The following is a 22368-nucleotide window of genomic DNA, read 5'->3' on the forward strand; positions in this document are numbered from 1 at the left end:
GCTTCTCAAGGGCGTGGGCGTCCACACCACCGGTTAACACCTTACCGGAGGACGGAATCACCGTGTTGTAGGCACGGGCCAGACGGGTGATCGAGTCCAGCAGGATGACCACGTCTTTCTTGTGCTCGACCAGGCGCTTCGCCTTCTCGATGACCATCTCGGCCACCTGCACGTGGCGGGCCGGGGGCTCATCGAACGTGGAGGCAATGACTTCACCACGCACCGTGCGTTGCATCTCGGTCACTTCTTCCGGACGCTCATCAATCAGCAGCACCATCACATGGCACTCTGGATTGTTACGAGTGATGGACTGGGCAATGCTCTGCATAAGCAGCGTCTTACCGGCTTTGGGTGGAGACACAATCAGGCCACGCTGGCCCTTGCCGATGGGCGCTACCAGGTCCAGCACCCGGGAAGAAAGATCCTCAGTGCTGCCGTTACCGGCTTCGAGCATCAGGCGCTCGTCGGGGAACAGCGGCGTGAGATTTTCGAACAGGATCTTGTTCCGCGCGTTATCCGGCTTGTCGAAGTTAATCTCGTTAACTTTCAACAGGGCAAAGTAACGCTCGCCGTCTTTGGGCGGGCGGATCTTGCCGGCAACGGTGTCACCAGTCCGCAGGTTGAAGCGGCGAATCTGGCTTGGCGACACGTAGATGTCGTCAGGACCGGCAAGGTATGAGGCGTCGGCGGAACGGAGGAAGCCGAAACCGTCCTGCAGAATTTCCAGTACGCCGTCACCGTAAATGTCTTCGCCGCTTTTCGCATGCTTCTTCAGGATCGTGAAGATGACATCCTGCTTGCGCGAGCGAGCCAGGTTATCGAGGCCCATCTCTTGCGCAATATCGAGCAATTCGGGCATGGAGTTCTGCTTGAGTTCAGTAAGGTTCATAGGTTGTTAGATAGTCAGGAATGGAAGTAAACGAATATTGGAATGAAAGGGATGCCCCTAAACGGATTGATCGGATATACGTTGAACTTGGTGCTGGCCAGATGGAGCAACCGGTGTAGATGGAGTCCGGAAAGGTACTGAAGCCAGAGACAGGAAGAACAACCGTTCGCCGGGCAACAGCGATCATCAGCCACCTTGCGTACCAATGTCAAGTAATGTCACGCATTTTTGAACCGAATTCTCCTTAACGGGCTCTTTCGCAGCATCCGCGAATACTCCCGCCTGCCTATGATGAGCGCCTCCCCTTCCATTCATCATTCCCAATAGAGATACTGTTAGACAGACCTATAAAAACGTTGGAGAGCATCCATGAGTATCGACGCCACCGTCGAACTGAAACCCCTGAGTATCGCCCTGCTGACGGTCTCCGACAGCCGTGGTGAAGCGGAAGACTCATCAGGAAAGTTCCTGGAGAACAGCATCATTGAAGCGGGCCACCGACTGGTTGCCCGACGCATCCTGCCGGATGATGTCTATCTTATACGGGCGCTGATGTCCGGCTGGATTGCCGACCCGGAGATCAATGCGGTGATCATCACCGGCGGCACTGGCTTTCATGAGCGCGACAGCACGCCAGAAGCCGTCGCCCCGCTGTTGGACAAGGCCATCGATGGCTTCGGCGAAGAGTTCCGCAGGCTTTCCGCCAGCGAGATTGGCTCTTCCACTATCCAGTCCCGCGCCTTTGGAGGGCTGGCCAATCACACGGTGATATTCTGCCTGCCCGGCTCCACAAGTGCCTGCCGCACAGGCTGGAACGGCATTCTGGTCAGCCAGTTGGACAGCCGTCATGGCCCCTGTAACTTCTCAGACCTGGCACTCGGCAAGCCGGACAAGCCTCTCAGCCGGATCGACCAGGTTATTGGCGAGAACTCGGAGCGATAATCCATGGCAAGCTCCGACCTGACTCCCGTTGAAGAAGCCATTGACCATCTGGTTGCGCGGGCGCGCCCGATCACGCGCTCGCAAACGGTGGCACTGACAAACAGTCTGGACCGGGTTCTGGCCCGCGACTACACAGTTCCGGCGGATGTACCACCAGCGGATAACAGTGCCGTCGACGGTTACGCCGTGCGTGCCGGGGACCTTGCCGGCGTGGGACCACTGCCGGTGTCTGGCCGCACTGCTGCCGGTGAAGCACGCCTTACCCTTGAGCCTGGAACGGCGGTGCGCCTTTTCACCGGTTCGGAAATCCCCTCCGGCGCGGACGCGGTCATCATGCAGGAACGGGTCAGCGTTTGCGGCGACGGCATCACCGTCAACGGCCCCGTCAGCGAAGGCCAGAATATCCGTCGCCGTGGTCAGGACCTGGCTCAGGGCGATCTGGCACTGGCGGCGGGCACCAGGATCCGCCCCCAGGAAATGGGCCTGCTGGGCTCCATTGGTGCGGCAGACGTTGCCGTGTATGCAAAACTGAAAGTCGCCATTCTCACTACCGGCGATGAGTTGGTGGACCCCGGACAACCTCTGGGCCCCGGACAGATCTATAATAGCAATCGCTACACTCTGCTGGGATTGCTGGCGAAAGCAGGTTGCGAGGTGGTGCTTTGTGAATCCCTGAAAGACACCCGGGAAGCGACCCGCAGCACTCTTGAGCGGGCTGCAACCGACGCCGACCTGATCATCACCAGCGGCGGCGTGTCGGTGGGCGAGGAAGACCATGTTCGGGCGGTGCTGGAGGAATCAGGCGACCTGTCCCTGTGGCGACTTGCCAGTAAACCTGGCAAACCAATGGCTTTCGGTACGATTGGCGATACGCCGGTGCTGGGCTTGCCCGGCAATCCGGTGGCCGTGCTGGTCAGCTTTATGGTGATGGGTATGCCGTTTGTTCGCGCCTGCCAGGGCCGAACTGGGGGCACTGGCGGTGGTGAATGGGTCCCGGCCGGATTCTCCACGGAGAAGCCCTCGATTCGTCGACAGTATGTCCGTGCCCGTAAGAACGTTGGCGATGACGGCCTCACGATCACGGCCTATCCCAACCAGAGCTCCGGCGTCCTGAGCTCTGCCTGCTGGGCTGAGGGTTTGGCTGTGGTGCCTGAGAACAAGACCATTAACCTTGGCGACCCTGTTATTTATTACTCGTTTGCGGAGCTTCTGGAATGACCATGGCTACGGATAATTCTATTACGGTGAAGTTCTTTGCCCGCCTGAGGGAGGAACTGGATACAACCACGCTGACGGTTGAGGCCCAACCCGGACTGACAGCCGGGCAACTGTTGCGCAGCCTCGCCACCAAAGGGGGCAGCTGGGCCCAGCTGGACGGCGAGCAACCGGTGATGATTGCGGTCAATCAGGTGATGACCAAGCCTGACAGAGCGCTACAGCCGGGCGATGAAGTGGCCTTTTTCCCACCAGTGACGGGAGGTTGATGTGATCCGCGTCCAGCAACAGGATTTTGATCCTGCTGAAGAGTACCGCGCCCTTCGGAACAGTGGTTCCGGCACCGGGGCCATCGCGACGTTTACCGGTCTGGTTCGGGACAGTGGCGACCTGAGCGGTGTAACGGGGCTTTTTCTGGAGCACTATCCGGGGATGACGGAGCAGGTTATCGAGGGGCTGGTTCTTGAAGCCTCACGGCGCTGGGATGTCCGGGACGCACGGATTATTCACCGGGTGGGATCGCTGGCATTGGCTGATCAGATTGTGTTTGTGGGAGTGTGTAGTGCCCATCGCGGGGATGCGTTTGCGGCCTGTGAGTTCATCATGGACGCGTTGAAGACGTCGGCGCCGTTCTGGAAGAAGGAGATTACGGGCGATACGGAGCACTGGGTTGAGCAGAAGGCTGCTGACCTGGATCGGACTCAGAGCTGGGACTAGCGCTCAACGCCGCATAGCAAGACGGCAAGCAATGAAGAACAGGCTTTCCGAAAAACGCTGTAAATACCTCCATGTACGCTTGGGCTCCGCCATCCATGGCTCCGCACATTTTCGGAAAGCCTGTTCTTCATTACTCGCCTGATTGGCTGCTGGCCTGGCAATAAAAAAACCGCCCGTGAACCTCGGCTCAGGGGCGGTTTTTGGCCGGTGACAGCAATCAGAGATTGCTGTCGAGGAACGCGGCCAGTTGTGACTTGGACAGTGCGCCCACTTTGGTCGCGTCCACGTTGCCGTTCTTGAACAGCATAAGGGTGGGGATGCCGCGAATGTTGAATTTGGGCGGGGTCTGCTCGTTTTCGTCGATGTTCAGTTTGCAGACTTTCAGCTTGCCTTCGTACTCTTCAGCCATTTCTTCCAGGACCGGCGCGATCATCTTGCATGGGCCGCACCATTCTGCCCAGTAATCCACCAGTACCGGTACGTCTGACTGCAGTACATCCTGCTCAAAAGAAGCATCTGTAACGTTTACAATATTTCCGCTCATTTCAATTTCCCGATTCGTGCACCCACCAGCGACTCTGGCCGCCTGAGTGATGCTGTTGACTGTTCTGACCGTTGCCGCAAAAGGCTTGGGGCAACCGAATTCCTAAATTATTGTAAGCCTTACTTTACGCGATTGGTCACGCGTATGTGAAGCGCTTCGTTCCACCCCGGCACTTCGGATTACCCTCATCCTGACGGATACCGCCCCATTGCGTTACACCGCATATCGCTTATAGTAATCCCCAGGCATGGTGGTCAAACGCCCGCTTTCGCCCTGATAACAATGGTTTCATGAACGCTGCCGTGTTTCCGGCATGCATTCTTTCAAGCTCCCTTCCCTCTATTTAGGGCCTGGCAGAAGGAATTCAATACACGTGACGGCCAACTCTTCCGCCACCCCGCCAGAACTGCTCGCTGCAATCGATATGGGCTCCAACAGTTTTCACATGGTGGTCGCCCGCCTGGTTCACGGTGAAATCCGTACCCTGGAGAAGATGGGGGAAAAGGTCCAACTCGGTGCCGGGCTGGACAGTCATAATCGCCTCACCGAAGACGCCCAGGAGCGCGCCCTGGCCTGCCTTAGCCGTTTTGCCCAGAGGCTTCAGGGCATGCCGCCGGAGGCGGTCCAGGTGGTAGGCACCAACGCGTTGCGGGTGGCGCGCAACGCCCATGAATTCATGACAAGGGCGGAAGAGGTGCTGGGGTACCCAGTGGAGATCATCGCCGGCCGAGAGGAGGCCCGTCTGATTTACCTCGGTGTGTCACACACCCTGTCGGATGACAGTGGTCGGCGCCTGGTGATTGATATCGGCGGCGGCAGTACCGAGTTTATCATTGGGGAGCGCTTCGAGCCCCAGGAACTGGAAAGTCTGCACATGGGCTGCGTGTCGTTCCGCAACCGATACTTTCCGGACGGCAAGATTACCCGCAAGCAAATGGACAAAGCCGTTACGCACGCCGAACAGGAACTGCTCAACATTCGTCAGCACTTCCGCAGTAAGGGCTGGCAAAGCGCAGTGGGGTCTTCCGGCTCAATCAAAGCGATTGCCAGCGTGTTGACCAGCCTCAGGATCACTGACGGCACGATCACCCTGGACGCCATGATGGAACTCAGGACCCGGCTGGTCGATATGGGCAAGGCCGAGAAACTGGGTGATCTGGGCGTCCGCGCCGATCGCCAAAGTATCTTCCCGGCGGGGTTTGCGATTTTGATGGGCGCATTCCAGTCACTGCAGATAACGGAAATGACGTTCGCCGACGGCGCCCTGAGGGAAGGCCTGCTGTACGACATCGCCGGCCGGATTCAGCACGAAGATGTAAGGGTGCGAACGATACAGGCCCTGCAGGAACGCTATCACGTAGACCAGGATCACGGCAGCGCTGTGGAGCATACGGCTATCGCAGCCTGGAAGCAGGTGGCCGACACCTGGGGGCTGAACACGGCGATTGATGAAGAGGTGCTGCGCTGGGCCTGCCGACTGCATGAAATCGGCCTGACCATCTCACACAGCCAGTACCACAAGCACGGCGCCTACCTGTTGCGGTATTCCGACCTTCCCGGCTTCAGCCAGCAATTCCAGCGTGATCTGGCAACACTGGTTCGCGGACACCGGCGCAAGTTCTCTTCCGCCATTTTTGACGGGCTGAACCCCGAAGACGTTCCCCGCCTGCGCTACCTCTGCGTACTGGTTCGACTGGCAGTGCTGTTGCAGCATCCGCGGAATCATGAACAGCCACCCGAATTCCGCCTGCATCCGTCCAACAACGGTCTGTCCCTGGAATTCACTGCGGGATGGCTGGATGAACGCCCGCTGACCCTCGCCGATCTTGAAAACGAGCGCGATTACCTAGCCAAACAGAACTTCACCCTGGAGGTGAAATTCTAGGGCGTTAGTTCTGCTTCAAGGCTCTCGACCGTCTCGCTGATTTCAAGCCATTCGGCTTCTACCTCTGCCAGACGACTCTTTGCGGTAGCCTGTTGCCCCAAAAGCTCCTTGAGCTTCTGCTTGCCCTGATCGGCATAAAGCTCCGGCTCTGAAAGGCTCTGTTCCAGCGTCACCAGCGTGGACTGAAGCTGGTCCATCTCTTTCTCCAGTGCATCCTGTTGCTTACGGTAGGGGCTGAGTTTCTGGCGAATGGCGGCTTCCGCCCGCTTTCGCGCCTTGCGATCGTCAGCGTTCTTGCCAGCACCACTACCCGCGGCCAACGCCTTATCGCCGGTGGTCTGGGCCCCGCCACCTTCCCGGCGTGGAGCTTCGGTTTCGTCCTTGCGACGGTCCGCCAGCCAGCGCTCGTAGTCTTCCAGGTCGCCTTCGTATTCTGTGACCCGGCCCTCATTCACCAACCAGAAATCATCGACCGTGTTACGCAGCAGGTGACGATCGTGTGAGACCACCACAATTGCCCCTTCAAAGTTTTGTAGCGCCATGGTCAGGGCCTGACGCATTTCCAGGTCAAGGTGGTTGGTGGGCTCGTCCAGCAGCAACAGGTTGGGCTTTTGCCAGGCAATCACCGCCAACGCCACGCGGGCCTTTTCGCCACCGGAGAATGAGCGGATAGCGCTCAGGGCCTCGTCGCCGTGGAAGTCAAAGCCACCCAAAAAATTACGGATACTTTGCTCGGAGGCTTTCGGTGCAAGCCGCTGCAGGTGCAGGAACGGGCTTGCATCCAGGTCCAGCGACTCCAACTGATGCTGGGCAAAATAACCGATCGCCACGTGCTCTCCCGTGGTCCGTTCACCCCGTAACAGGGTGCTTTGCCCCCTTAGCGCATCCATCAACGTGGATTTGCCCGCGCCATTGGGCCCCAAAAGGCCAATACGACTGCCCGGCAACAGCGACAGGTTAATGCCTTCGAGCACAACGGTATCGCCATAACCGGCCGCGCCATTACGAATCGACATCAGCGGATTGGACACCTTGTCAGCCACCGGAAACTCGAAACTGAACGGGGAATCCACGTGGGCTGGAGCAATTTTCTCCATACGCTCCAGCGCTTTGACCCGACTTTGTGCCTGGCGGGCCTTGGTGGCTTTTGCTTTAAAACGATCGATGAATCGCTGAATCTCGGCGATTCTTGCCTGCTGGCGCTCATACCCGGCCTGCTGCTGGGCAATACGTTCACTGCGCTGGGTCTCAAATGATGAGTAATTACCCGTATACAGATCCAGCCGCCGCTGATCAAAGTGAACCAGGTGGGTCGCCACACGATCCATAAAGTCCCGGTCGTGGGAAATAAACAACAGGGTGCCCTCGTACCGCCGCAGCCAGTTCTCAAGCCAAAGACAAGCGTCCAGGTCCAGGTGGTTGGTAGGCTCATCCAACAACAGCAGATCAGACGGGCGCATCAACGCCTGGGCCAGATTGAGGCGTATTCGCCAGCCGCCTGAAAACGAAGACACCGGCCGATCGGCGTCGGCATCCGAAAACCCCAAACCTCTCAGCAACGCCTCCGCGCGGCGCGGCGCAGACCAGGCTTCATGGATGTCGAGTTCGCCATGGATACGGGCAATACGGTGATCGTCACCCCGTTCTTCTGCGTCAGCTAACTCTGACTCCATGCGTCGCAAATCATAGTCGCCATCCAGCACAAAATCCCGGGCTGAGCGGGACGAGGCAGCCACTTCCTGGGCCATGTGGGCGATTCGGCACCCACCGGGCAGAGACGCACTGCCCTGCTCCGGCGCCAGCTGACCCAGCAATAACTGGAACAAACTGGACTTGCCAGCACCATTGGCACCCACTATCGCGACCCGTTGGCCGGGTTGGATGGTCAGGTTGACGGCTTCTAGCAACCAGACGCCACCTCGTTGTAAACTAAGATCGGTTATCGTAAGCATAACGTAATGGTATCAAGGAACGTTTGATAAGGAACCGGCCTGGCCCCTATGGCGTGTAGCGGTAGCAAGATACCTGAGGATGCAGACCCGGAAAACCCATTGTGGCGGTTTGCCTGTCGTTTCTGGGAATCCTCTGCGGCACGGGAGGCGTGCCTTGGCCTGCAGGATCGTGGCTGGAGTGTTACCCGGCTTCTCTGCGCGGCGTGGCTGGCCACTTCAGGCAAGGTATTGCCTGGCACCGAAAGCGCACAGGTAACCGCATGGCGGCGCGACGTCACGGAGCCGCTCCGATCAGTGAAGAAAGCCATTACGAAAAATAATCCCCGCACTGCTATGGTAAGAGAGTACATTGCCCGTAGCGAACTTGAAGCGGAGCGAGTAGAACTGGCTTTGGCCTATCAGGCCCTGATTTCAGACAAACATACAGGCAGCGGTGAGGTAGCAACGGCCAATCTGGCCCTTAGCAACTTGCTCGCCGCAGCACCAGAGAAGACAATGGATAACGAGACCGGCAGCTTGCTGGACATTTTGACCAGAGAACTGTCGACACTCGTTGAAGGAGATAACAAGCCATGTTGATGAAATGGCTAGTCCGGCTGGCGTTCCCCGCTCTCGGCGTCCTGGTGGCACTGATGTTTTTCGGACTGAATGACCCCGCGGAAACCACCAGCAAACCCGCAAAGGCCGAAACCAACGCGGAAATTCCCGCGTTTGAGGGCCTGGTTCCCTCACCGGTCCCGACGGAGGGGCCCGACATCGTCTTCAAATGGAAGGATAGCGATGGCAGCTGGCACTACGCTGACAAGCCGCCTGCGCAAGGCCCCTGGAACGCATTGGCGATCGAGCGATCTGACAGCAAGAGCGTACGCCCGCCCGTGCCCGACTCGGAAACCGATTGGCAATCGCCCTACCGTGCGCCTTTTTCGCTCGGCCCCAGCACTGCCAATAACGGCAGTTGAGATTACGCCCTTCCTTAACACATGTTCAGTGGCATCTGGCGACAGAACCCGTTACCTTCTGTGCGTTCCCGATCATTCAATGCATGCTTAACTAAGGACGATGTAATGAGAAAAACCCTGATCGCACTGACTGTGGCCGGTGTCATGGCAGGCTGTTCTTCTTCCCAGGAAGCGGTTCCGGAAGATCCGGCGCTGGAATCCACAGATGAAAAAGTCAGCTACGGCATGGGCCTGGTTATGGGCCAGAGAATGAGCAACGACTTGCCGAACCTTAAAATGGAGCAATTCCTTCAAGGCATTCAGCACGGCCACGCCGGCGATGAAGAACAGACGCGAATGAGCCGTGAGGAAATCCAGGAAGCCCTGATGGCTTACCAGACCCAGCTCCAGGAGCAGGAGTCAGCCCAGGCAGAAGAACTGGCGAAGAAAAATCAGGAAGCCGGGGAACAGTTCCTCGCGGAGAACGCCAAACGCGACGGTGTCAAAACCACGGAATCCGGGCTGCAATATGAAATCCTGGAAGAAGGCGATGGTGAAAAGCCAACGGCCGAAGACCGCGTACAGGTGCACTACACCGGCGAATTGATCTCAGGCGAAGTATTCGACAGCTCACGCGAGCGTGGCGAGCCGGTCACCTTCGGCCTGAACCAGGTCATACCTGGCTGGACAGAAGGGCTGCAACTGATGCCTGAAGGCAGCAGGGCGAAACTCTACATTCCTGCGGAACTGGCTTACGGGCCTGGAGGAAACCAACGGATCGGGCCCAACGAGACCCTGGTCTTTGACGTGGAACTTCTGGAAATAAACCCGGAATAAACACGCCGCTTGGCAACGGCTACTCCCCCTGCTTCCTGTTGGAATCGGGGGGAGATTTCCAACCTTCACCTCAAGCCGACGACATCACCTTGTCAGCGTGGGCATTATGTAGATGCTCAATCAGGAAATCTTCCATTTCAAAACGGCTTTCCAGAGTTTCACCAAGTTCTGACAGCTGCTGGAACAAGTCGCGAACTTCGCTCTCCGTCAACGACTGACCGTTAAGACGATCATTGAAATTCAGTGCCGTTTCCGTGGTCTGCTCAATTTTCGGGTACAGTTTTGCCGCCAGCTCCAGTCCACCGTCGTTGAATTCACGAGCTTCCTGAACCAATTGCTCGTAAATCTCGAAGTGCCCTGCCGAAACGTAATCCACCAGCACCTCACACAGCTTGATAAACTTCGTGCGCAGCGCATCCGTCTGGGAATAGTCTGTCGTACCGGACAGATCGCAATAGTGTACCAGCAGCTCTTGCCTTTCTTTCAGCCAGCGATCAATCAGTTCGCTGACGCCACCCCAACGCTCCCTGGCATTACGGCAATTATCCAACATGACGCCTATCTCCGGTTACCGGGTTCTGGTTTGATTACTGTTATATCGAAACTCAAGTTACCCCATGCCAGCGGTCCGTCGCAACCGTTTCATCCCTGTATCCACTCCGGCTTTCTTGGGGGCCGGAAAAGCATCACCAGGCCGACAATCACCAGTAACGAGAAAAAGATGGCCGTCCAGCCAGGAATACTGAGCCCCAGGAAACGCCAAGTCACTTCGGCGCAATCGCCCGTGCCTTTCAGCGCCGTGGTCAACACCTCCATCCAGGGCAACACATCCAGCATGTAATCCACCGATGGCCCGCAGGCCGGCACCTGATCCGCCGGCAGGCTTTGAAGCCACAGTTGTCGACCCGCCATCGCCAGACCCGCACCCGCGCTGACGGACAACAACACCCCGTAAATCCTTGCACCAAACCCATGAGGGCCGTGGAGCGCTGCCAGGAGGCTGACAGTGCCAGCAGCCATAAAACCGAATCGCTGCAGCCAACAAAGAGGACAGGGCTCCAACCCCATAACATGCTCCATGTAAAAGGCCACACCAAGCAGCCCGGCGCATAGCAGGAATATCAGAAAGAAAACGGCTCTGGAGTTCAAAGGGGTACCTCGGGTCAACGTTCAGGTCAGTCTGTCTCCCGCCTTGGGCGGCAAAGCATCGGATGCTGCAACCGCGCATCGAGCCTGCTATTCTCCCAGCATCAGGTGGCGGCTGCGAGCGCCCAGCCACTTAACCTTAAACCAATACGAACTTCAAGCCTATGACACTTAAGCCAAAGTACGTTTTGCTGGCCCTGTTTTTTGCCCTCCCCCTGGCCCCAACCGCCTTTGCCCAAGAGGACGAAGGGGGAGATGAGCCGCAGGAAGAACAGGAAAAGGAACCGGCCATCACGGACTACATCGAAATGGATCCGCCCTTTGTCACCCACGTGGGGGACCCAGGCACCAAACTGACCTACCTCAAGGCCGCGGTTACCATCCGGGCGTCGAAGGAAACCACTCGTCCGGCAGTAGAGGCACACATGCCCAGGCTCCGTCATGAGCTGGTGATGCTGTTCGGGGAGCAGACGGACACAGAACAGCTGTCCTCGACCGAGGGGCAGCAGTCACTGCGAGAAGAGGCCACAAAGAGAATAAATGCTGCACTTGAAGAGCAGCAGACCGGTGAGACTATTACCGGTGTGCTGTTTACGGAGTTCGTTGTTCAGAAGTAATACCACGGCCGGGTGAGCAGGCGCAGGTATCAGGCGATGCGGGAGAACAGGTCGTCGGCCGGCCGCGCCTCGCTGGCAACCTGTTCAGCGTCTTCCCATCCGGCTTCCCAGGCGGCAACAACAACTTCTCCGCGATAGGGACAGCGGCTGCGCTCCATGCCCATAGAGGCGGCCATATAACCCTGGCGATAGGCTTTGTTCAGGGACTCAACATCCCATCCTAATTTGATGTCTCTGGCCATACCGGTTCTCCCTTTACCTGTAGCCACCATCAGATGCTGTCACTCTGCTTACAGAAATTAACAGCGCGAACCGAAGGTGACAAACGTTAATTACGTTTATGTGCGACAGGTCCGGGGAGAGTGTGACGCCCGACCGGGAGACCGGGAGAGGCACTCCCGGTTCAGGATTGCAGGTATTGCTCCAGGAATTCTCCAAATGGCTGGTTTTCGGCTTGCTCCATTTCATCCTGCTCGGAAAGCGAATCAACGGTCATCTTTTCAAACGCCGCCATCACATCCGGCGACAGCCCTTCCCCTCGCAGCGTTTGCTGGTGCTGCCTGGACATTTCCAGCCCCCATTCCCGGTGCCCCATGCCGGAAGCCTCCATGGCTTCAAGTACCTTCGCTGAAGGTAACTCACGCGGATCGTCGAGTTTGGCACGCTGATCATCCAGCGCTCGCCGATAGGTGGAATCTCCGTTCAAGCTGTCCAGCTGTTCCGCAAGGGGGGCGAGACGATCCATCAGGGCAACGGCAGCATCACCGACCCGACCCCGTTCACCGGAGCGACAGATCGTCAGGTCCGGATTCCGGCCCCGAGCCACCACATCCTGGTAGTTGTCATCCAGGCGGTCGCATTCGTCATCGTCAATGCGGGGGCTGTCTGACAGCAGACAATCCAGCAGGAACAGGTCAAGAAAATCGATCTGGCTTTCGTTGACGCCCACCGGAGAGAACGGATCCAGGTCCAGACAGCGCACTTCAATGTATTCCACGCCTCGTGACTCCAGGGCCTGTATCGGCTTTTCGCCACGTTCGGTGGTGCGCTTTGGCCGCACGGCGCTGTAATACTCGTTCTCAATCTGCAGCACGCTGGTGTTGATCTGGATGAATTCGCCGTCGCGCCGGGTTCCCATTTCTTCGTAGGCTGGCCACGGCGTGTGAATCGCCCTGAACAGGGTGTCGGTGTAGGTCTTTAGTTCATTGAAGCAGATATTCAGCGATGCCTGAGCGTTGTTGTGGTAGCCCAGGTCGCCCATGCGCAGCGATGTGGCCTCGCGGCCATACCAGGTATCATCGCCGAACCGGCTCAAGTCATGACGTACACCCGCCACAAAGCTGGCATCCAACGCTGGAGATGCTCCGAACAGCAGCATCAGCATCCAGCTACGGCGACGGAAATTGCGGATCAGCCAGAAATACTGGTCCGACTTGAAGTCCTGCAGGCTTTGCTGGTTGCCCAGGGCATCCTGCCAAAGCCTCCAGAAACTGTCAGGCAGCGACAGGTTGTAGTGGGCGCCGGCAATGCTTTGCATCATGCGGCCGTACCGCACAGCCAGCCCCTGGCGATACACGTGCTTCAGGCGACCGATATTGGCGGTGCCATACTCGGCAATGGGAATGCTCGCGTCGCCGTCCAGCTCACACGGCATACTGGCGGCCCAGAACACCTCATCCTCAAGATTGCATTGAACGAAGCGGTGAATGTCACGGAGCGAATCAAGCATACCTCGCGTGGTATCGAACACCGGAGTAATCAGCTCCAACAGAGCTTCAGAGTAATCCGTGGTTATACGCGGATGGGTCAGTGTGGAACCCAGCGAGCGGGGGTGCGGAGTCTGTGCGATAAAGCCGTTGCGATCGACCCGCAGGCCTTCTTTCTCAACGCCTTTTCGGAATCCGGCCCATTGGTTGGCCGTGAACTGCTGAAAAAGCTGATGGCGGGATTCACCCATGAATGACTCCTGCTTGAATGGCCGCCGGGAACACCGGCGGCCATTACGATAGTGTGTAGCGGCGCGGGTTAACGGCCGTCTTTGCGGGCCGACGCCAGAGCCTGTGCCAGCGCTCCGGCCATGGCACCCTTTTGCCCGCTGTCTGCGCCCTTGTGGCGGTCATTTCTTGCGGAAGGCTTGCCACCTTTACTGCTGGAGCCGGCGCGGTTATCGGATTTCTCCCCGGGCTGGTCATCCATACGCATGGAAAGCGCAATCCGCTTTCTCGGGATATCCACGTCCATCACTTTCACCTTGACGATATCCCCTGCCTTGACCACTTCCCTCGGATCTTTCACGAAGGTGTTCGACAACGCAGAGATGTGCACAAGGCCATCCTGATGCACGCCGATGTCCACGAACGCGCCGAAGTTGGTCACGTTGGTGACCGACCCTTCCAGCACCATGCCCGGCTTCAGGTCATTGAGGGTTTCCACCCCTTCCTCAAAGCTGGCAAAGCGGAACTCCGGCCTGGGGTCACGCCCCGGCTTCTCCAATTCCGTAATAATATCCTTTATGGTCGGCAGACCAAACTGTTCGGTGACGTAGTCCTGCGGGTTCAACGAACGCAGGAAATCGGCGTCTCCGACAATACCTTCAATCTTACGGTTATTCTGGCGGGCAATGGCTTCAACCACGCCATAAGCTTCCGGGTGCACCGACGAGCGATCCAGCGGATTGTCGCCCCCTGCAATGCGAAGGAAACCGGCCGACTGCTCAAAGGTACGATCACCTAGGCGGGACACTTTAAGCAACTGCCTGCGATCACGGAACACACCATTCTGATTACGAAAATCGACGATGTTCTGGGCAATGCTCTGGTTCAGGCCAGACACCCGTGCCAGCAGGGGGATGGATGCGGTGTTGAGATCCACGCCAACACCGTTAACACAGTCCTCTACCACGGCGTCCAGGCTGCGGGCCAGCTGCACTTGAGACACATCGTGCTGATACTGCCCCACGCCGATGGACTTGGGTTCGATCTTCACCATTTCCGCCAATGGATCCTGAAGCCGGCGGGCGATGGAGACCGCTCCACGAATGGTCACATCCAGGTCCGGCAGTTCGCGGGAGGCGAATTCAGAGGCGGAATAGATCGAGGCGCCCGATTCACTGACCACAATCCGCGCCAGCTTCAGCTCCGGGTAACGCTTGCTCAGGTCCGCGACCAGCTTTTCGGTTTCACGGGAGGCAGTACCGTTACCAATGGCCACCAGCTCAATGCGGTACTGCCGACACCAGTTCGCCAATTGTTCGATCGACTGATCCCACTGGTTGCGGGGCGCGTGCGGGAAAATACCACCATGACCCACCACCTGGCCGGTGCCATCGATAATGGCTACCTTCACACCGGTGCGCAGGCCGGGGTCCAGCCCCAGTGTGGCGCGGGGGCCCGCCGGCGCCAGTAACAGCAGATCCTTGAGGTTGGCGGCAAACACATTGATGGCCTCGGTTTCTGCCGCTTCCCGCACCTGGGCCATAAGGTCGGTTTCAATCTGGGTGGACAGTTTTACCCGCCAGGTCCAGCGCACCGCCTCCGACAACCAGCGATCGGCCGCACGGCCGTTGTCACGGATACGCCAGCGCGCGGCAATACGTTGTTCCGCCGGATGGGGCTGGCGACGGTCGTCTTCCGCATCGCCAACCACAATGGAATAGGTGAGCACGCCTTCATTGCGACCCCGGAGGATGGCAAGCGCACGATGGGATGGCACCTTTTTCAATGGCTCGACATGGTCGAAGTAGTCGCGGAACTTGGCACCTTCATTTTCCTTGCCGTCCACCACGGTGACCTTGAGCTGCCCCTGCTGCCAGATAAAGTCACGCAGCTCACCCAGGAGTTCCGCATCCTCGGCAAAGCGTTCCATCAGAATGTAGCGGGCTCCATCAAGCGCGGCCTTGGTGTCGGTAACACCGGCCTCATCATTGATATAGCCTTCCGCTGTGCTCTCTGGCTCCAGCGTGGGGTCGTCATACAGGGCATCGGCCAGGGGCTCCAGACCGGCTTCACGGGCAATCTGCGCCTTGGTCCGGCGCTTGGGCTTATACGGCAGGTAGAGGTCTTCCAGGCGGTTCTTGGTGTCCGCCGAATCGATGCTGGCACGTAATTCATCGGTCAGCTTGCCCTGCTCCTCAATACTGTTGAGGATCGTAGAGCGACGGTCTTCCAGCTCCCGCAGATAACGCAGGCGATCTTCCAGGGACCGTAACTGGCTGTCATCCAGCGAACCGGTAACTTCCTTGCGGTAACGGGCAATAAAGGGAACGGTGGCGCCACCGTCCAGCATTTCAACGGTGGCATTCACCTGCTGTTCACGAACACCCAGTTCGTCAGCAATGCGCCTGATGATACTGTTCATGCAACCTCATCTGATGCTTACGAGTCAAAGCGCAAAGGTACAGCGGCTTATTGCTGCAGGCAAGCAGTGCGGCTACGGTTGTCCAGGAATTGCACAAGATCGTTCCAGGGCATTGGGCGGGCGTAGTAATAACCCTGGATTTCGTCACAGTGTTGCTGGCGCAGGAACTCCAGTTGTCCTTCCGTCTCCACCCCTTCCGCCACCACGCTGATCTGCAGGCTGTGAGCCAGGCTGATAATGGCACGAATAATATGCTCGGCGTCGGCTGACTGGCCCAGATCCTGAACAAAGGACTTGTCGATCTTCACGAGAGCAATAGGAAGGTGCTGCAGGTTGCTGAGGGAGGAAAAACCGGTTCCGAAGTCATCCAGGGCAAAACTGATGCCCAACTGGTTAAGCTCCCGCAAACATCGCTGGGCGTATTCCGGGTCATGCATCATGGCGCTCTCGGTAAGCTCCAGTTCCAACAGGCTGGTGTCGACATTGGCATTGAAGATGATGCGAAAGATGGTTTCGGTCATCTTGCGATCATGGAACTGCCGGAACGACAGGTTCACCGCAAACACCAGCCCCGGGTGCCCCAGGTCTGCACACTCCTGCAGGCGCTTGCAGGCCTGCTCAATCACCCAGTAACCAATGGGAACGATCAACCCGCTGCGCTCAGCGACCGGGATGAATTCATCCGGGCCCACCAGCCCCCTTTCCGGGTGGTTCCATCGCAGCAGGCATTCCACGCCCCGAACTTCCTCGGACGCGAGGTCAATACGCGGTTGATAATACACTTCCAGCTCATTGCCCCGCAGTGCGTTACGGAGATCCGCCTCCAGGCGGAGCTGGTATCCGGCCGTTATGTGCAACTGACGATCGTAAAACCGGTAACTGGTACCGGGGTCGCGCTTGGCCTCAAACATGGCGCGATTGGCTCGTCGCAGGAGATTTTCCGGGCTGTGCCCCGCTTCCGGATAGGTGGCCACGCCGAGGCTGGCGCTGACGACGACGTTCTGACCGTCAAGGCTGAATGGCTCACCCATCGCAGTCACGAGCTTGCGGATGATCTGAGTAATATCCAGCGAGTCTTCCACTTTTTCAACAATGATCGCAAACTCGTCGCCGCCAATACGCATCAGCGAATCCACTCGTCGCAGATTCTGTCGCAGCCGCTCCGCCAGCTTCAGCATAATCTGATCACTCTTCTGGTAACCGAAGGATTCATTGAAGCTGCGGAAATCATCCAGATTAATATGCAACAGTGCCAGCCGCTGGCCGCCACGCTCAGCTCTCAGCAATGCCTGTTGCAGGCGATCAAAGAACAGATCACGGTTGATAAAACCACTGGCCACTTCCCGACCCAACTGGCCGTGAGCGGACTCCGAAAGCTGCTGCCGGTACCAAAGGCAGCGTACCGCGCGGCGCAGCCCCCACTCCTCCAATGACTGGCGGCTCAAATAGTCCGAAGCGCCGTTGGCGAGCAGATCAACAGCGCGCTCGGAAGCCAACTCGGCACTCAGTGCCAGTACCGGTTTCTCGCTGCTGGACACGGACAGATACTGCAGAAAAGCGTCCTCGGAACCACCATGAAACACGCAATCCCAGAGGATAACGTCAAAGTGGGTATTGCGAATCAGATCATCACAGTCGATAAGATCCGGGCACCAGGTCAGGTCCGGTTCCATTTCACGATCACGTGACAGGAGCGCGCCCAGCCAGAGAAAATCCGCATACTCCGGTGTCAGCACCAGCAACCGTACATGGCTGGGATTGGGTTGTTTTACTGCCAGGGTCATCAAGAAGCGTCCCGTTCCTCGTGATCAAACATCTCCGTTCCCTCAAGAATAGCTGATAGATCGTCAAGGTACAGCATGTCTGCCTGGTGTAGAATGTATGCTTCCCAGGTTGTCTCGGAATTTCCCGGATTGGCGCAATTATTGTGAACAAGCTCAACCCCCGACAGAGTGAAGCCGTCCGCTACGCGGAGGGCCCCATGCTGGTACTGGCCGGTGCCGGCAGCGGTAAGACCAGCGTGATCACCCGCAAAGTGGCTTATCTGATCGAACACCTCGGCATTCCGGGGCGTCATATCGCCGCTGTGACCTTCACCAACAAAGCCGCGCGTGAAATGAAAGAGCGCGTCGGACGCCTGGTGGACCGCAAACTGACTCGGGGTTTGATTGTTTCCACCTTCCACAACCTCGGGCTGAACATGATCCGCGAGGAGCATGAGCACCTGGGCTATCACCCCGGCTTTTCCATCTTCGATGCGGAGGACGCCAAGGCCCTGCTTCAGGACCTGATGATGCGTGAGGCCAGCGCAGATGCTGGCGATGAACTGTCTGACGTGCAGATGACCATCTCGTCCTGGAAGAACGCCATGCGCAGCCCCCAGGACGCCTGGAGCCGGGCCGCTGATGAGCGGGAGCAGCGTATTGCCATCATTTACCGCCACTACAACGAATACCTGAAAGCCTATAACGCGGTGGATTTCGATGACCTGATCCTGCTGCCGGTCCAGCTGTTCCGCGACAATCCCGAGGTATTGCAGAAATGGCGACGAAAAATCCGCTACATGCTGGTGGACGAATACCAGGACACCAACCTCTGCCAGTACGAACTGGTCAAGCTGTTGGTGGCGGAACGGGCCGCTTTTACCGTCGTTGGTGATGACGACCAGTCGATCTACGCCTGGCGAGGCGCGCGGCCTGAAAACCTTGCTCAGCTCAAAGAAGACTTTCCCAGCCTCAAGATCGTTAAACTGGAGCAGAACTACCGCTCCACGGTTCGCATCCTGCGTTGCGCCAACACGGTCATCGCCAACAATCCCCACGTATTCGAGAAAGCCCTGTGGAGCGATCATACGGTCGGGGATGAACTGCGCATCGTCCGCTGCCGCAGCGAAGACGCGGAAGCCGAACGGGTGGCTACGGAAATTCTCGACCAGAAACTCAAGAAGGGCCTGGCCTTCCGGGACTTCGCCGTTCTCTATCGGGGCAATCACCAGGCACGGCTGCTGGAAATGAAACTTCAGGCTTACCAGATTCCCTATCACATCTCCGGTGGCCAGTCGTTTTTCTCCAAGAACGAAATCAAGGACGCCATGTCCTACTTGCGTCTGCTGGTGAACCCGGATGACGACGCGGCGTTCCTGCGCGTCGTGAACGTGCCTCGCCGGGAGATCGGCCCTCGCACACTTGAACAGCTCAGCCACTACGCCCGCTCCCGCAACGTCAGCCTGTTTCGCGCCCTGGGCGATATGGGCGCCGAAACTCACGTCACCGAAAAGGGGCTGGACCGTCTGCGGCGCTTTGCACACTGGGTGGACAATACCTGCGAGCGCCTGCACCGCGAGGATCCGATTCCGGTGATCAAGCAGTTGTTCACTGATATCGAGTACGAGGAATGGCTGCACCTACATTCCGGCTCGCCAAAACAGGCGGAACGGCGGATGGAGAACATCTGGTACCTGGTGGAATCCATCCAGCGCATGCTGGACGACGGCAAGGGTACGGCCGACGAAATGGGCATTGAGGACGCCATCAGCCGGCTAATCCTGCGCGACATGATGGAGCAGCGTGAAGAAGAGGACGACAGCGACAAGGTCCAGCTACTGACCCTCCACGCCTCAAAAGGCCTGGAGTTCCCCCACGTTTTCATCATGGGCCTGGAAGAGGAAATACTGCCCCACCGTTCGAGCATCGAAGAAGGAAACGTCGAGGAGGAACGGCGACTGATGTACGTGGGCATCACCCGAGCCCGGGAAACCTTGACCCTTACGTTTGCCGCCCAGCGAAAACAGTACGGCGAAAAGTTGGAAACGATTCCAAGCCGGTTTCTCGATGAGCTGCCGGAGGACGACCTGAGATGGGAAGGAACCGGCGACCTGGACGTGGAAGCCAACCAGCAAAAAGGCAAGGCCACCCTCAGCGCGTTACTTGGTGACTTGGGGAGCTGAATTTCACGTTTTTTCACAATCCCTGCAACCTTATGACCTCCTGATCCGTATCTGCCCAGGGAGCTTCGCTTCCGGCAAACACAAAAACAAGATCAGGAGGGCATCATGTCCCGTCGATTCAATCGATTATCAAGCGTCACAGGTTCACTGATTCTGCTTATCGCAGGATCAGGCACCGCCAACGCGGGCCTTCTCGGCAGCCTGCTGGGCGACTCATCCGATGGCTCAACGGCCCAGACTGAGGAACCGGCAGTCCCCGACAGTTACAACAGCAAGGGCACTTTCAGCGAGCCCTTTGCAGAACCCACCATTATTGTGGATGGCGAAGCCGTCGAAACGGACGAAAAATGCATCACCCGGGCCGACGGCATGGACGAGTGCAAACCGGCTGCCGGCACCATGGCGCTTCTCAAAGACGGTCGCCTGCTCTACCTGAATGCCCTCGAGGGCACCGAGAACGTTGAGTTATCCATTGTTGCGGAATTTGGCGAAGTGTCTGTCAACGATCAGACCCGCGTTCTGTCGCTGGATGAAAACGACAATCCGTCCTGGATCAAACCCTCTCCACTGGACGCCGGCGCCAACCCGGATGGCAACGACAGTGAAACATTGCTGAACGGCACCGAGTTGGATGGCTTGCTCGATACCGCCGACAATACCAGCGCCAACGACGGCGCCCTATTCTGCTCCGACGTCATCGGCCTGGCCAACGGTGATGTGATGGCCGTTGGCGGCACCGACTACTATTCCGAGCCAGGCATTGATGGCCTGCCTCTTGGGGTGGCGGAACTGGAAGGTATCAAGAATTCGAGAATATTCGACGAGGAGACCAACACCTGGCGCCAAAGTGGCGACATGACCTACGGTCGCTGGTATCCATCACTCGTAACCATGGGCAACGGCAACGTCTTCGTCGCCAGTGGTGTCACCAAGCTGCTCAAACCCGTCTATCCCGAAGATCCGCTGAACAGCGGACGTAACGTGGTACAGACCGAAACCTACAACCCTTGTGCCGGCACCTGGACGCAAAACCCGTCCACCGCGGACCGCTCACTGCCGCTGTATCCGCGCATGCACCTGCTGCCGAACGGCCATGTGTTCTACAACGCTGGCGGACAGGCGTTCAACCCGTTTGGACAAGGCTACGATCAGGCCCTGTGGAACATTGTTGCCAGCTTCAACCCGGATACCCAGCGCTGGAACGACATCGGCTACGCCGGATTGCCGCTGAGACTGGATGAGGTCGGACTGGGCCAGCTCAGTAGCACCCTCAACATTACCAATGTGTCCCTCGAACAGGTTTCCACGTTACTCGGCGACGTTATCGAAGCACCCTCAGATCTACTGGAAAACGGGGCGGAGCTCGGCATCTCCCAGGACGACCTGAAAATGGCGATTGCCGGCGGCATGCGCGGCTCCACCTCATCCACCATGTTGCCGTTGACGCCGAATGCGAACGGCGAATACACCGACGTCGAGTTGCTGACCGCAGGCGGCGTTCCCAGCTACGCGCTGCTGACCAACCCGGGCGGCTACCTGCCGACCGACCAGAGCCGGATCGACACGATCACCACCAACGGTGATGAAATCGGCTATGAGTCACGCCTGACTGGCTCTTTGAACCAGCCGCGCTGGTATGGCACCAACGTGTTGATGCCCGATGGCAGTGTCATGGTATTCAGTGGCGGTAACCGGGACGGTGTGGTTGCGCCCGGCCTGGAAGGACCAATTCGCACTGCCGAACGGTTTGATCCGGAGACGGGCACCTGGACCGAAATGGCGTCCGGTCATCGCGCCCGCACCTACCACAATACGGCAGTATTGATGGAAGACGGCCGTGTCATGATTGCCGGGCACTCGCCAATCAACACCGCGTACCTGACGTTCGTTGATCTTCAGGACTTCGGCCTGGCGCCCTACGACGGTCGCGACCCCAGCTTTGAGATCTACACACCACCGTACGCAATGCGCAATGATCGCCCGCAGATCAAGAGCGCACCGAGCAATCTCACCATCGGTGACCGCTTTAACATCAAGGTGGATCAGGCAGATGACATCGACAAGGCGCTGCTGATCCGGCGCACTGTGATGACCCATGTTATCGACGGCGATCAGCGCGCCATTGAACTGGTCATGGAAAAGCAGCCGGGCAATAAACTGACGCTGGCCATGCCTGACAACCACAATGTGGTCCCGGCAGGTGAATACATGCTGTTCGTCAGCAAAAATACGCCTGAAGGCCGTGTACCCTCGGTATCCGCGCCAATCACGGTGGTGAATGAAAACCTCGAGTGCATGGCCCCCACCCAGGTGGCAAGCGATACTACCACCGACAGCGGCATTATCGAGTCAACACTTGAGATTCTGTAAATCACCGGAGGCGA

General features: G+C 58.0%; 20 protein-coding genes. 11 read left to right on the forward strand and 9 right to left on the reverse strand.

Annotated features, from left to right (window positions below):
- The coding region (gene rho / locus MDG893_RS09465; protein ID WP_040474480.1) for a transcription termination factor Rho at window positions 1–889 on the reverse strand (889 nt) is incomplete at its 3' end.
- A gap of 369 nt (window positions 890–1258) precedes the next feature.
- On the opposite strand from rho, the gene moaB reads away from it, so the two are divergent.
- From moaB to MDG893_RS09485, 4 genes are read left to right on the forward strand one after another with little or no spacing between them, the layout of a single operon-like run.
- Window positions 1259–1831: a molybdenum cofactor biosynthesis protein B gene (moaB, locus tag MDG893_RS09470; RefSeq protein WP_007153548.1), complete on the forward strand. Its 573-nt coding sequence runs from the start codon at window positions 1259–1261 to the stop codon at window positions 1829–1831.
- Window positions 1832–1834: 3 nt separating this feature from the next.
- The gene (locus MDG893_RS09475) at window positions 1835–3049 is read left to right on the forward strand and encodes a molybdopterin molybdotransferase MoeA (RefSeq protein ID WP_007153549.1); all 1215 of its coding nucleotides are present in this window, start codon (window positions 1835–1837) and stop codon (window positions 3047–3049) included.
- Window positions 3046–3315 carry a molybdopterin converting factor subunit 1 gene (gene moaD, locus MDG893_RS09480; protein ID WP_007153550.1) on the forward strand — a complete coding sequence of 90 codons (270 nt, stop codon included), beginning with the start codon at window positions 3046–3048 and terminating at the stop codon, window positions 3313–3315. The genes MDG893_RS09475 and moaD overlap by 4 nt, the downstream gene beginning before the upstream one ends.
- Before the next feature lies 1 nt (window position 3316).
- A complete protein-coding gene (locus tag MDG893_RS09485) occupies window positions 3317–3763 on the forward strand; it encodes a molybdenum cofactor biosynthesis protein MoaE (RefSeq protein WP_007153551.1) in 447 nt (148 codons plus the stop codon).
- Between the two features lie 217 nt (window positions 3764–3980).
- Here the strand turns inward: MDG893_RS09485 and trxA are convergent, their stop codons facing one another.
- Entirely contained in the window at window positions 3981–4307 is a 327-nt protein-coding gene (gene trxA / locus MDG893_RS09490) for a thioredoxin TrxA (RefSeq protein WP_007153552.1), read from the reverse strand.
- Window positions 4308–4680: 373 nt separating this feature from the next.
- Here trxA and ppx point away from each other — a divergent pair, with 373 nt between their 5' ends.
- Entirely contained in the window at window positions 4681–6192 is a 1512-nt protein-coding gene (gene ppx / locus MDG893_RS09495) for an exopolyphosphatase (RefSeq protein WP_007153553.1), read from the forward strand.
- On the opposite strand, the gene MDG893_RS09500 is transcribed toward ppx, so the two are convergent.
- Window positions 6189–8144, reverse strand: a complete 1956-nt coding sequence (locus MDG893_RS09500) for an ATP-binding cassette domain-containing protein (RefSeq protein ID WP_050776489.1) — start codon at window positions 8142–8144, stop codon at window positions 6189–6191. The two genes, ppx and MDG893_RS09500, sit on opposite strands and share 4 nt — an antisense overlap.
- Before the next feature lie 48 nt (window positions 8145–8192).
- Between MDG893_RS09500 and MDG893_RS09505 the strand changes: the two genes are divergently transcribed.
- The 3 genes from MDG893_RS09505 (at window position 8193) to bamJ (ending at window position 9919) form a co-directional block, all read left to right on the forward strand.
- Window positions 8193–8723 carry a TIGR02444 family protein gene (locus MDG893_RS09505; RefSeq protein ID WP_007153555.1) on the forward strand — a complete coding sequence of 177 codons (531 nt, stop codon included), beginning with the start codon at window positions 8193–8195 and terminating at the stop codon, window positions 8721–8723.
- Window positions 8717–9103, forward strand: a complete 387-nt coding sequence (locus MDG893_RS09510; protein ID WP_007153556.1) for a hypothetical protein — start codon at window positions 8717–8719, stop codon at window positions 9101–9103. The genes MDG893_RS09505 and MDG893_RS09510 overlap by 7 nt, the downstream gene beginning before the upstream one ends.
- Before the next feature lie 105 nt (window positions 9104–9208).
- Complete coding sequence (bamJ, locus tag MDG893_RS09515; protein WP_007153557.1) at window positions 9209–9919, forward strand: BamJ family beta-barrel-assembly machinery protein; 711 nt, start codon at window positions 9209–9211, stop codon at window positions 9917–9919.
- Between the two features lie 70 nt (window positions 9920–9989).
- Here bamJ and MDG893_RS09520 read toward each other — a convergent pair whose 3' ends face one another.
- Together MDG893_RS09520 and MDG893_RS09525 are read right to left on the reverse strand one after the other, a co-directional pair.
- Window positions 9990–10472 (reverse strand): Rsd/AlgQ family anti-sigma factor, encoded by a 483-nt coding sequence (locus MDG893_RS09520; protein ID WP_007153558.1) that lies wholly within the window; start codon window positions 10470–10472, stop codon window positions 9990–9992.
- Between the two features lie 89 nt (window positions 10473–10561).
- Entirely contained in the window at window positions 10562–11068 is a 507-nt protein-coding gene (locus tag MDG893_RS09525; protein ID WP_007153559.1) for a disulfide bond formation protein B, read from the reverse strand.
- Between the two features lie 161 nt (window positions 11069–11229).
- Between MDG893_RS09525 and MDG893_RS09530 the strand changes: the two genes are divergently transcribed.
- A complete protein-coding gene (locus tag MDG893_RS09530; RefSeq protein WP_007153560.1) occupies window positions 11230–11682 on the forward strand; it encodes a flagellar basal body-associated FliL family protein in 453 nt (150 codons plus the stop codon).
- Between the two features lie 29 nt (window positions 11683–11711).
- Here MDG893_RS09530 and rmf read toward each other — a convergent pair whose 3' ends face one another.
- The 4 genes from rmf to MDG893_RS09550 form a co-directional block, all read right to left on the reverse strand.
- A complete protein-coding gene (gene rmf / locus MDG893_RS09535) occupies window positions 11712–11924 on the reverse strand; it encodes a ribosome modulation factor (RefSeq protein WP_007153561.1) in 213 nt (70 codons plus the stop codon).
- 161 nt (window positions 11925–12085) lie between these two features.
- Window positions 12086–13639 carry a glutamate--cysteine ligase gene (gene gshA / locus MDG893_RS09540; RefSeq protein ID WP_007153562.1) on the reverse strand — a complete coding sequence of 518 codons (1554 nt, stop codon included), beginning with the start codon at window positions 13637–13639 and terminating at the stop codon, window positions 12086–12088.
- Between the two features lie 68 nt (window positions 13640–13707).
- On the reverse strand, window positions 13708–16038 hold the full coding sequence (locus tag MDG893_RS09545; protein WP_007153563.1) for a Tex family protein: 2331 nt from the start codon (window positions 16036–16038) through the stop codon (window positions 13708–13710).
- Between the two features lie 47 nt (window positions 16039–16085).
- Window positions 16086–17822, reverse strand: a complete 1737-nt coding sequence (locus MDG893_RS09550) for a putative bifunctional diguanylate cyclase/phosphodiesterase (RefSeq protein WP_007153564.1) — start codon at window positions 17820–17822, stop codon at window positions 16086–16088.
- Between the two features lie 143 nt (window positions 17823–17965).
- On the opposite strand from MDG893_RS09550, the gene rep reads away from it, so the two are divergent.
- Together rep and MDG893_RS09560 are read left to right on the forward strand one after the other, a co-directional pair.
- Window positions 17966–19984 (forward strand): DNA helicase Rep, encoded by a 2019-nt coding sequence (gene rep, locus MDG893_RS09555; protein WP_040474481.1) that lies wholly within the window; start codon window positions 17966–17968, stop codon window positions 19982–19984.
- Between the two features lie 105 nt (window positions 19985–20089).
- A complete protein-coding gene (locus tag MDG893_RS09560; protein ID WP_007153566.1) occupies window positions 20090–22354 on the forward strand; it encodes a galactose oxidase early set domain-containing protein in 2265 nt (754 codons plus the stop codon).
- Window positions 22355–22368 lie beyond the last annotated feature (14 nt).

The sequence above is a fragment of the Marinobacter algicola DG893 genome (genome assembly GCF_000170835.1).
GTDB classification, from domain to species: Bacteria; Pseudomonadota; Gammaproteobacteria; order Pseudomonadales; family Oleiphilaceae; genus Marinobacter; species Marinobacter algicola.

What these genes read in the sequence shown, in the direction of transcription:
- moaB (WP_007153548.1), top strand. Translation starts at nt 1,259, where the DNA reads ATGAGTATCGACGCCACCGTCGAACTGAAACCCCTGAGTATCGCCCTG.
- MDG893_RS09475 (WP_007153549.1), top strand. Translation starts at nt 1,835, where the DNA reads ATGGCAAGCTCCGACCTGACTCCCGTTGAAGAAGCCATTGACCATCTG.
- moaD (WP_007153550.1), top strand. Translation starts at nt 3,046, where the DNA reads ATGACCATGGCTACGGATAATTCTATTACGGTGAAGTTCTTTGCCCGC.
- trxA (WP_007153552.1), bottom strand. Translation starts at nt 4,307, where the DNA reads ATGAGCGGAAATATTGTAAACGTTACAGATGCTTCTTTTGAGCAGGAT.
- MDG893_RS09500 (WP_050776489.1), bottom strand. Translation starts at nt 8,144, where the DNA reads ATGCTTACGATAACCGATCTTAGTTTACAACGAGGTGGCGTCTGGTTG.
- MDG893_RS09505 (WP_007153555.1), top strand. Translation starts at nt 8,193, where the DNA reads ATGGCGTGTAGCGGTAGCAAGATACCTGAGGATGCAGACCCGGAAAAC.
- MDG893_RS09510 (WP_007153556.1), top strand. Translation starts at nt 8,717, where the DNA reads ATGTTGATGAAATGGCTAGTCCGGCTGGCGTTCCCCGCTCTCGGCGTC.
- bamJ (WP_007153557.1), top strand. Translation starts at nt 9,209, where the DNA reads ATGAGAAAAACCCTGATCGCACTGACTGTGGCCGGTGTCATGGCAGGC.
- MDG893_RS09520 (WP_007153558.1), bottom strand. Translation starts at nt 10,472, where the DNA reads ATGTTGGATAATTGCCGTAATGCCAGGGAGCGTTGGGGTGGCGTCAGC.
- MDG893_RS09530 (WP_007153560.1), top strand. Translation starts at nt 11,230, where the DNA reads ATGACACTTAAGCCAAAGTACGTTTTGCTGGCCCTGTTTTTTGCCCTC.
- rmf (WP_007153561.1), bottom strand. Translation starts at nt 11,924, where the DNA reads ATGGCCAGAGACATCAAATTAGGATGGGATGTTGAGTCCCTGAACAAA.
- gshA (WP_007153562.1), bottom strand. Translation starts at nt 13,639, where the DNA reads ATGGGTGAATCCCGCCATCAGCTTTTTCAGCAGTTCACGGCCAACCAA.
- MDG893_RS09545 (WP_007153563.1), bottom strand. Translation starts at nt 16,038, where the DNA reads ATGAACAGTATCATCAGGCGCATTGCTGACGAACTGGGTGTTCGTGAA.
- MDG893_RS09550 (WP_007153564.1), bottom strand. Translation starts at nt 17,822, where the DNA reads ATGACCCTGGCAGTAAAACAACCCAATCCCAGCCATGTACGGTTGCTG.
- MDG893_RS09560 (WP_007153566.1), top strand. Translation starts at nt 20,090, where the DNA reads ATGTCCCGTCGATTCAATCGATTATCAAGCGTCACAGGTTCACTGATT.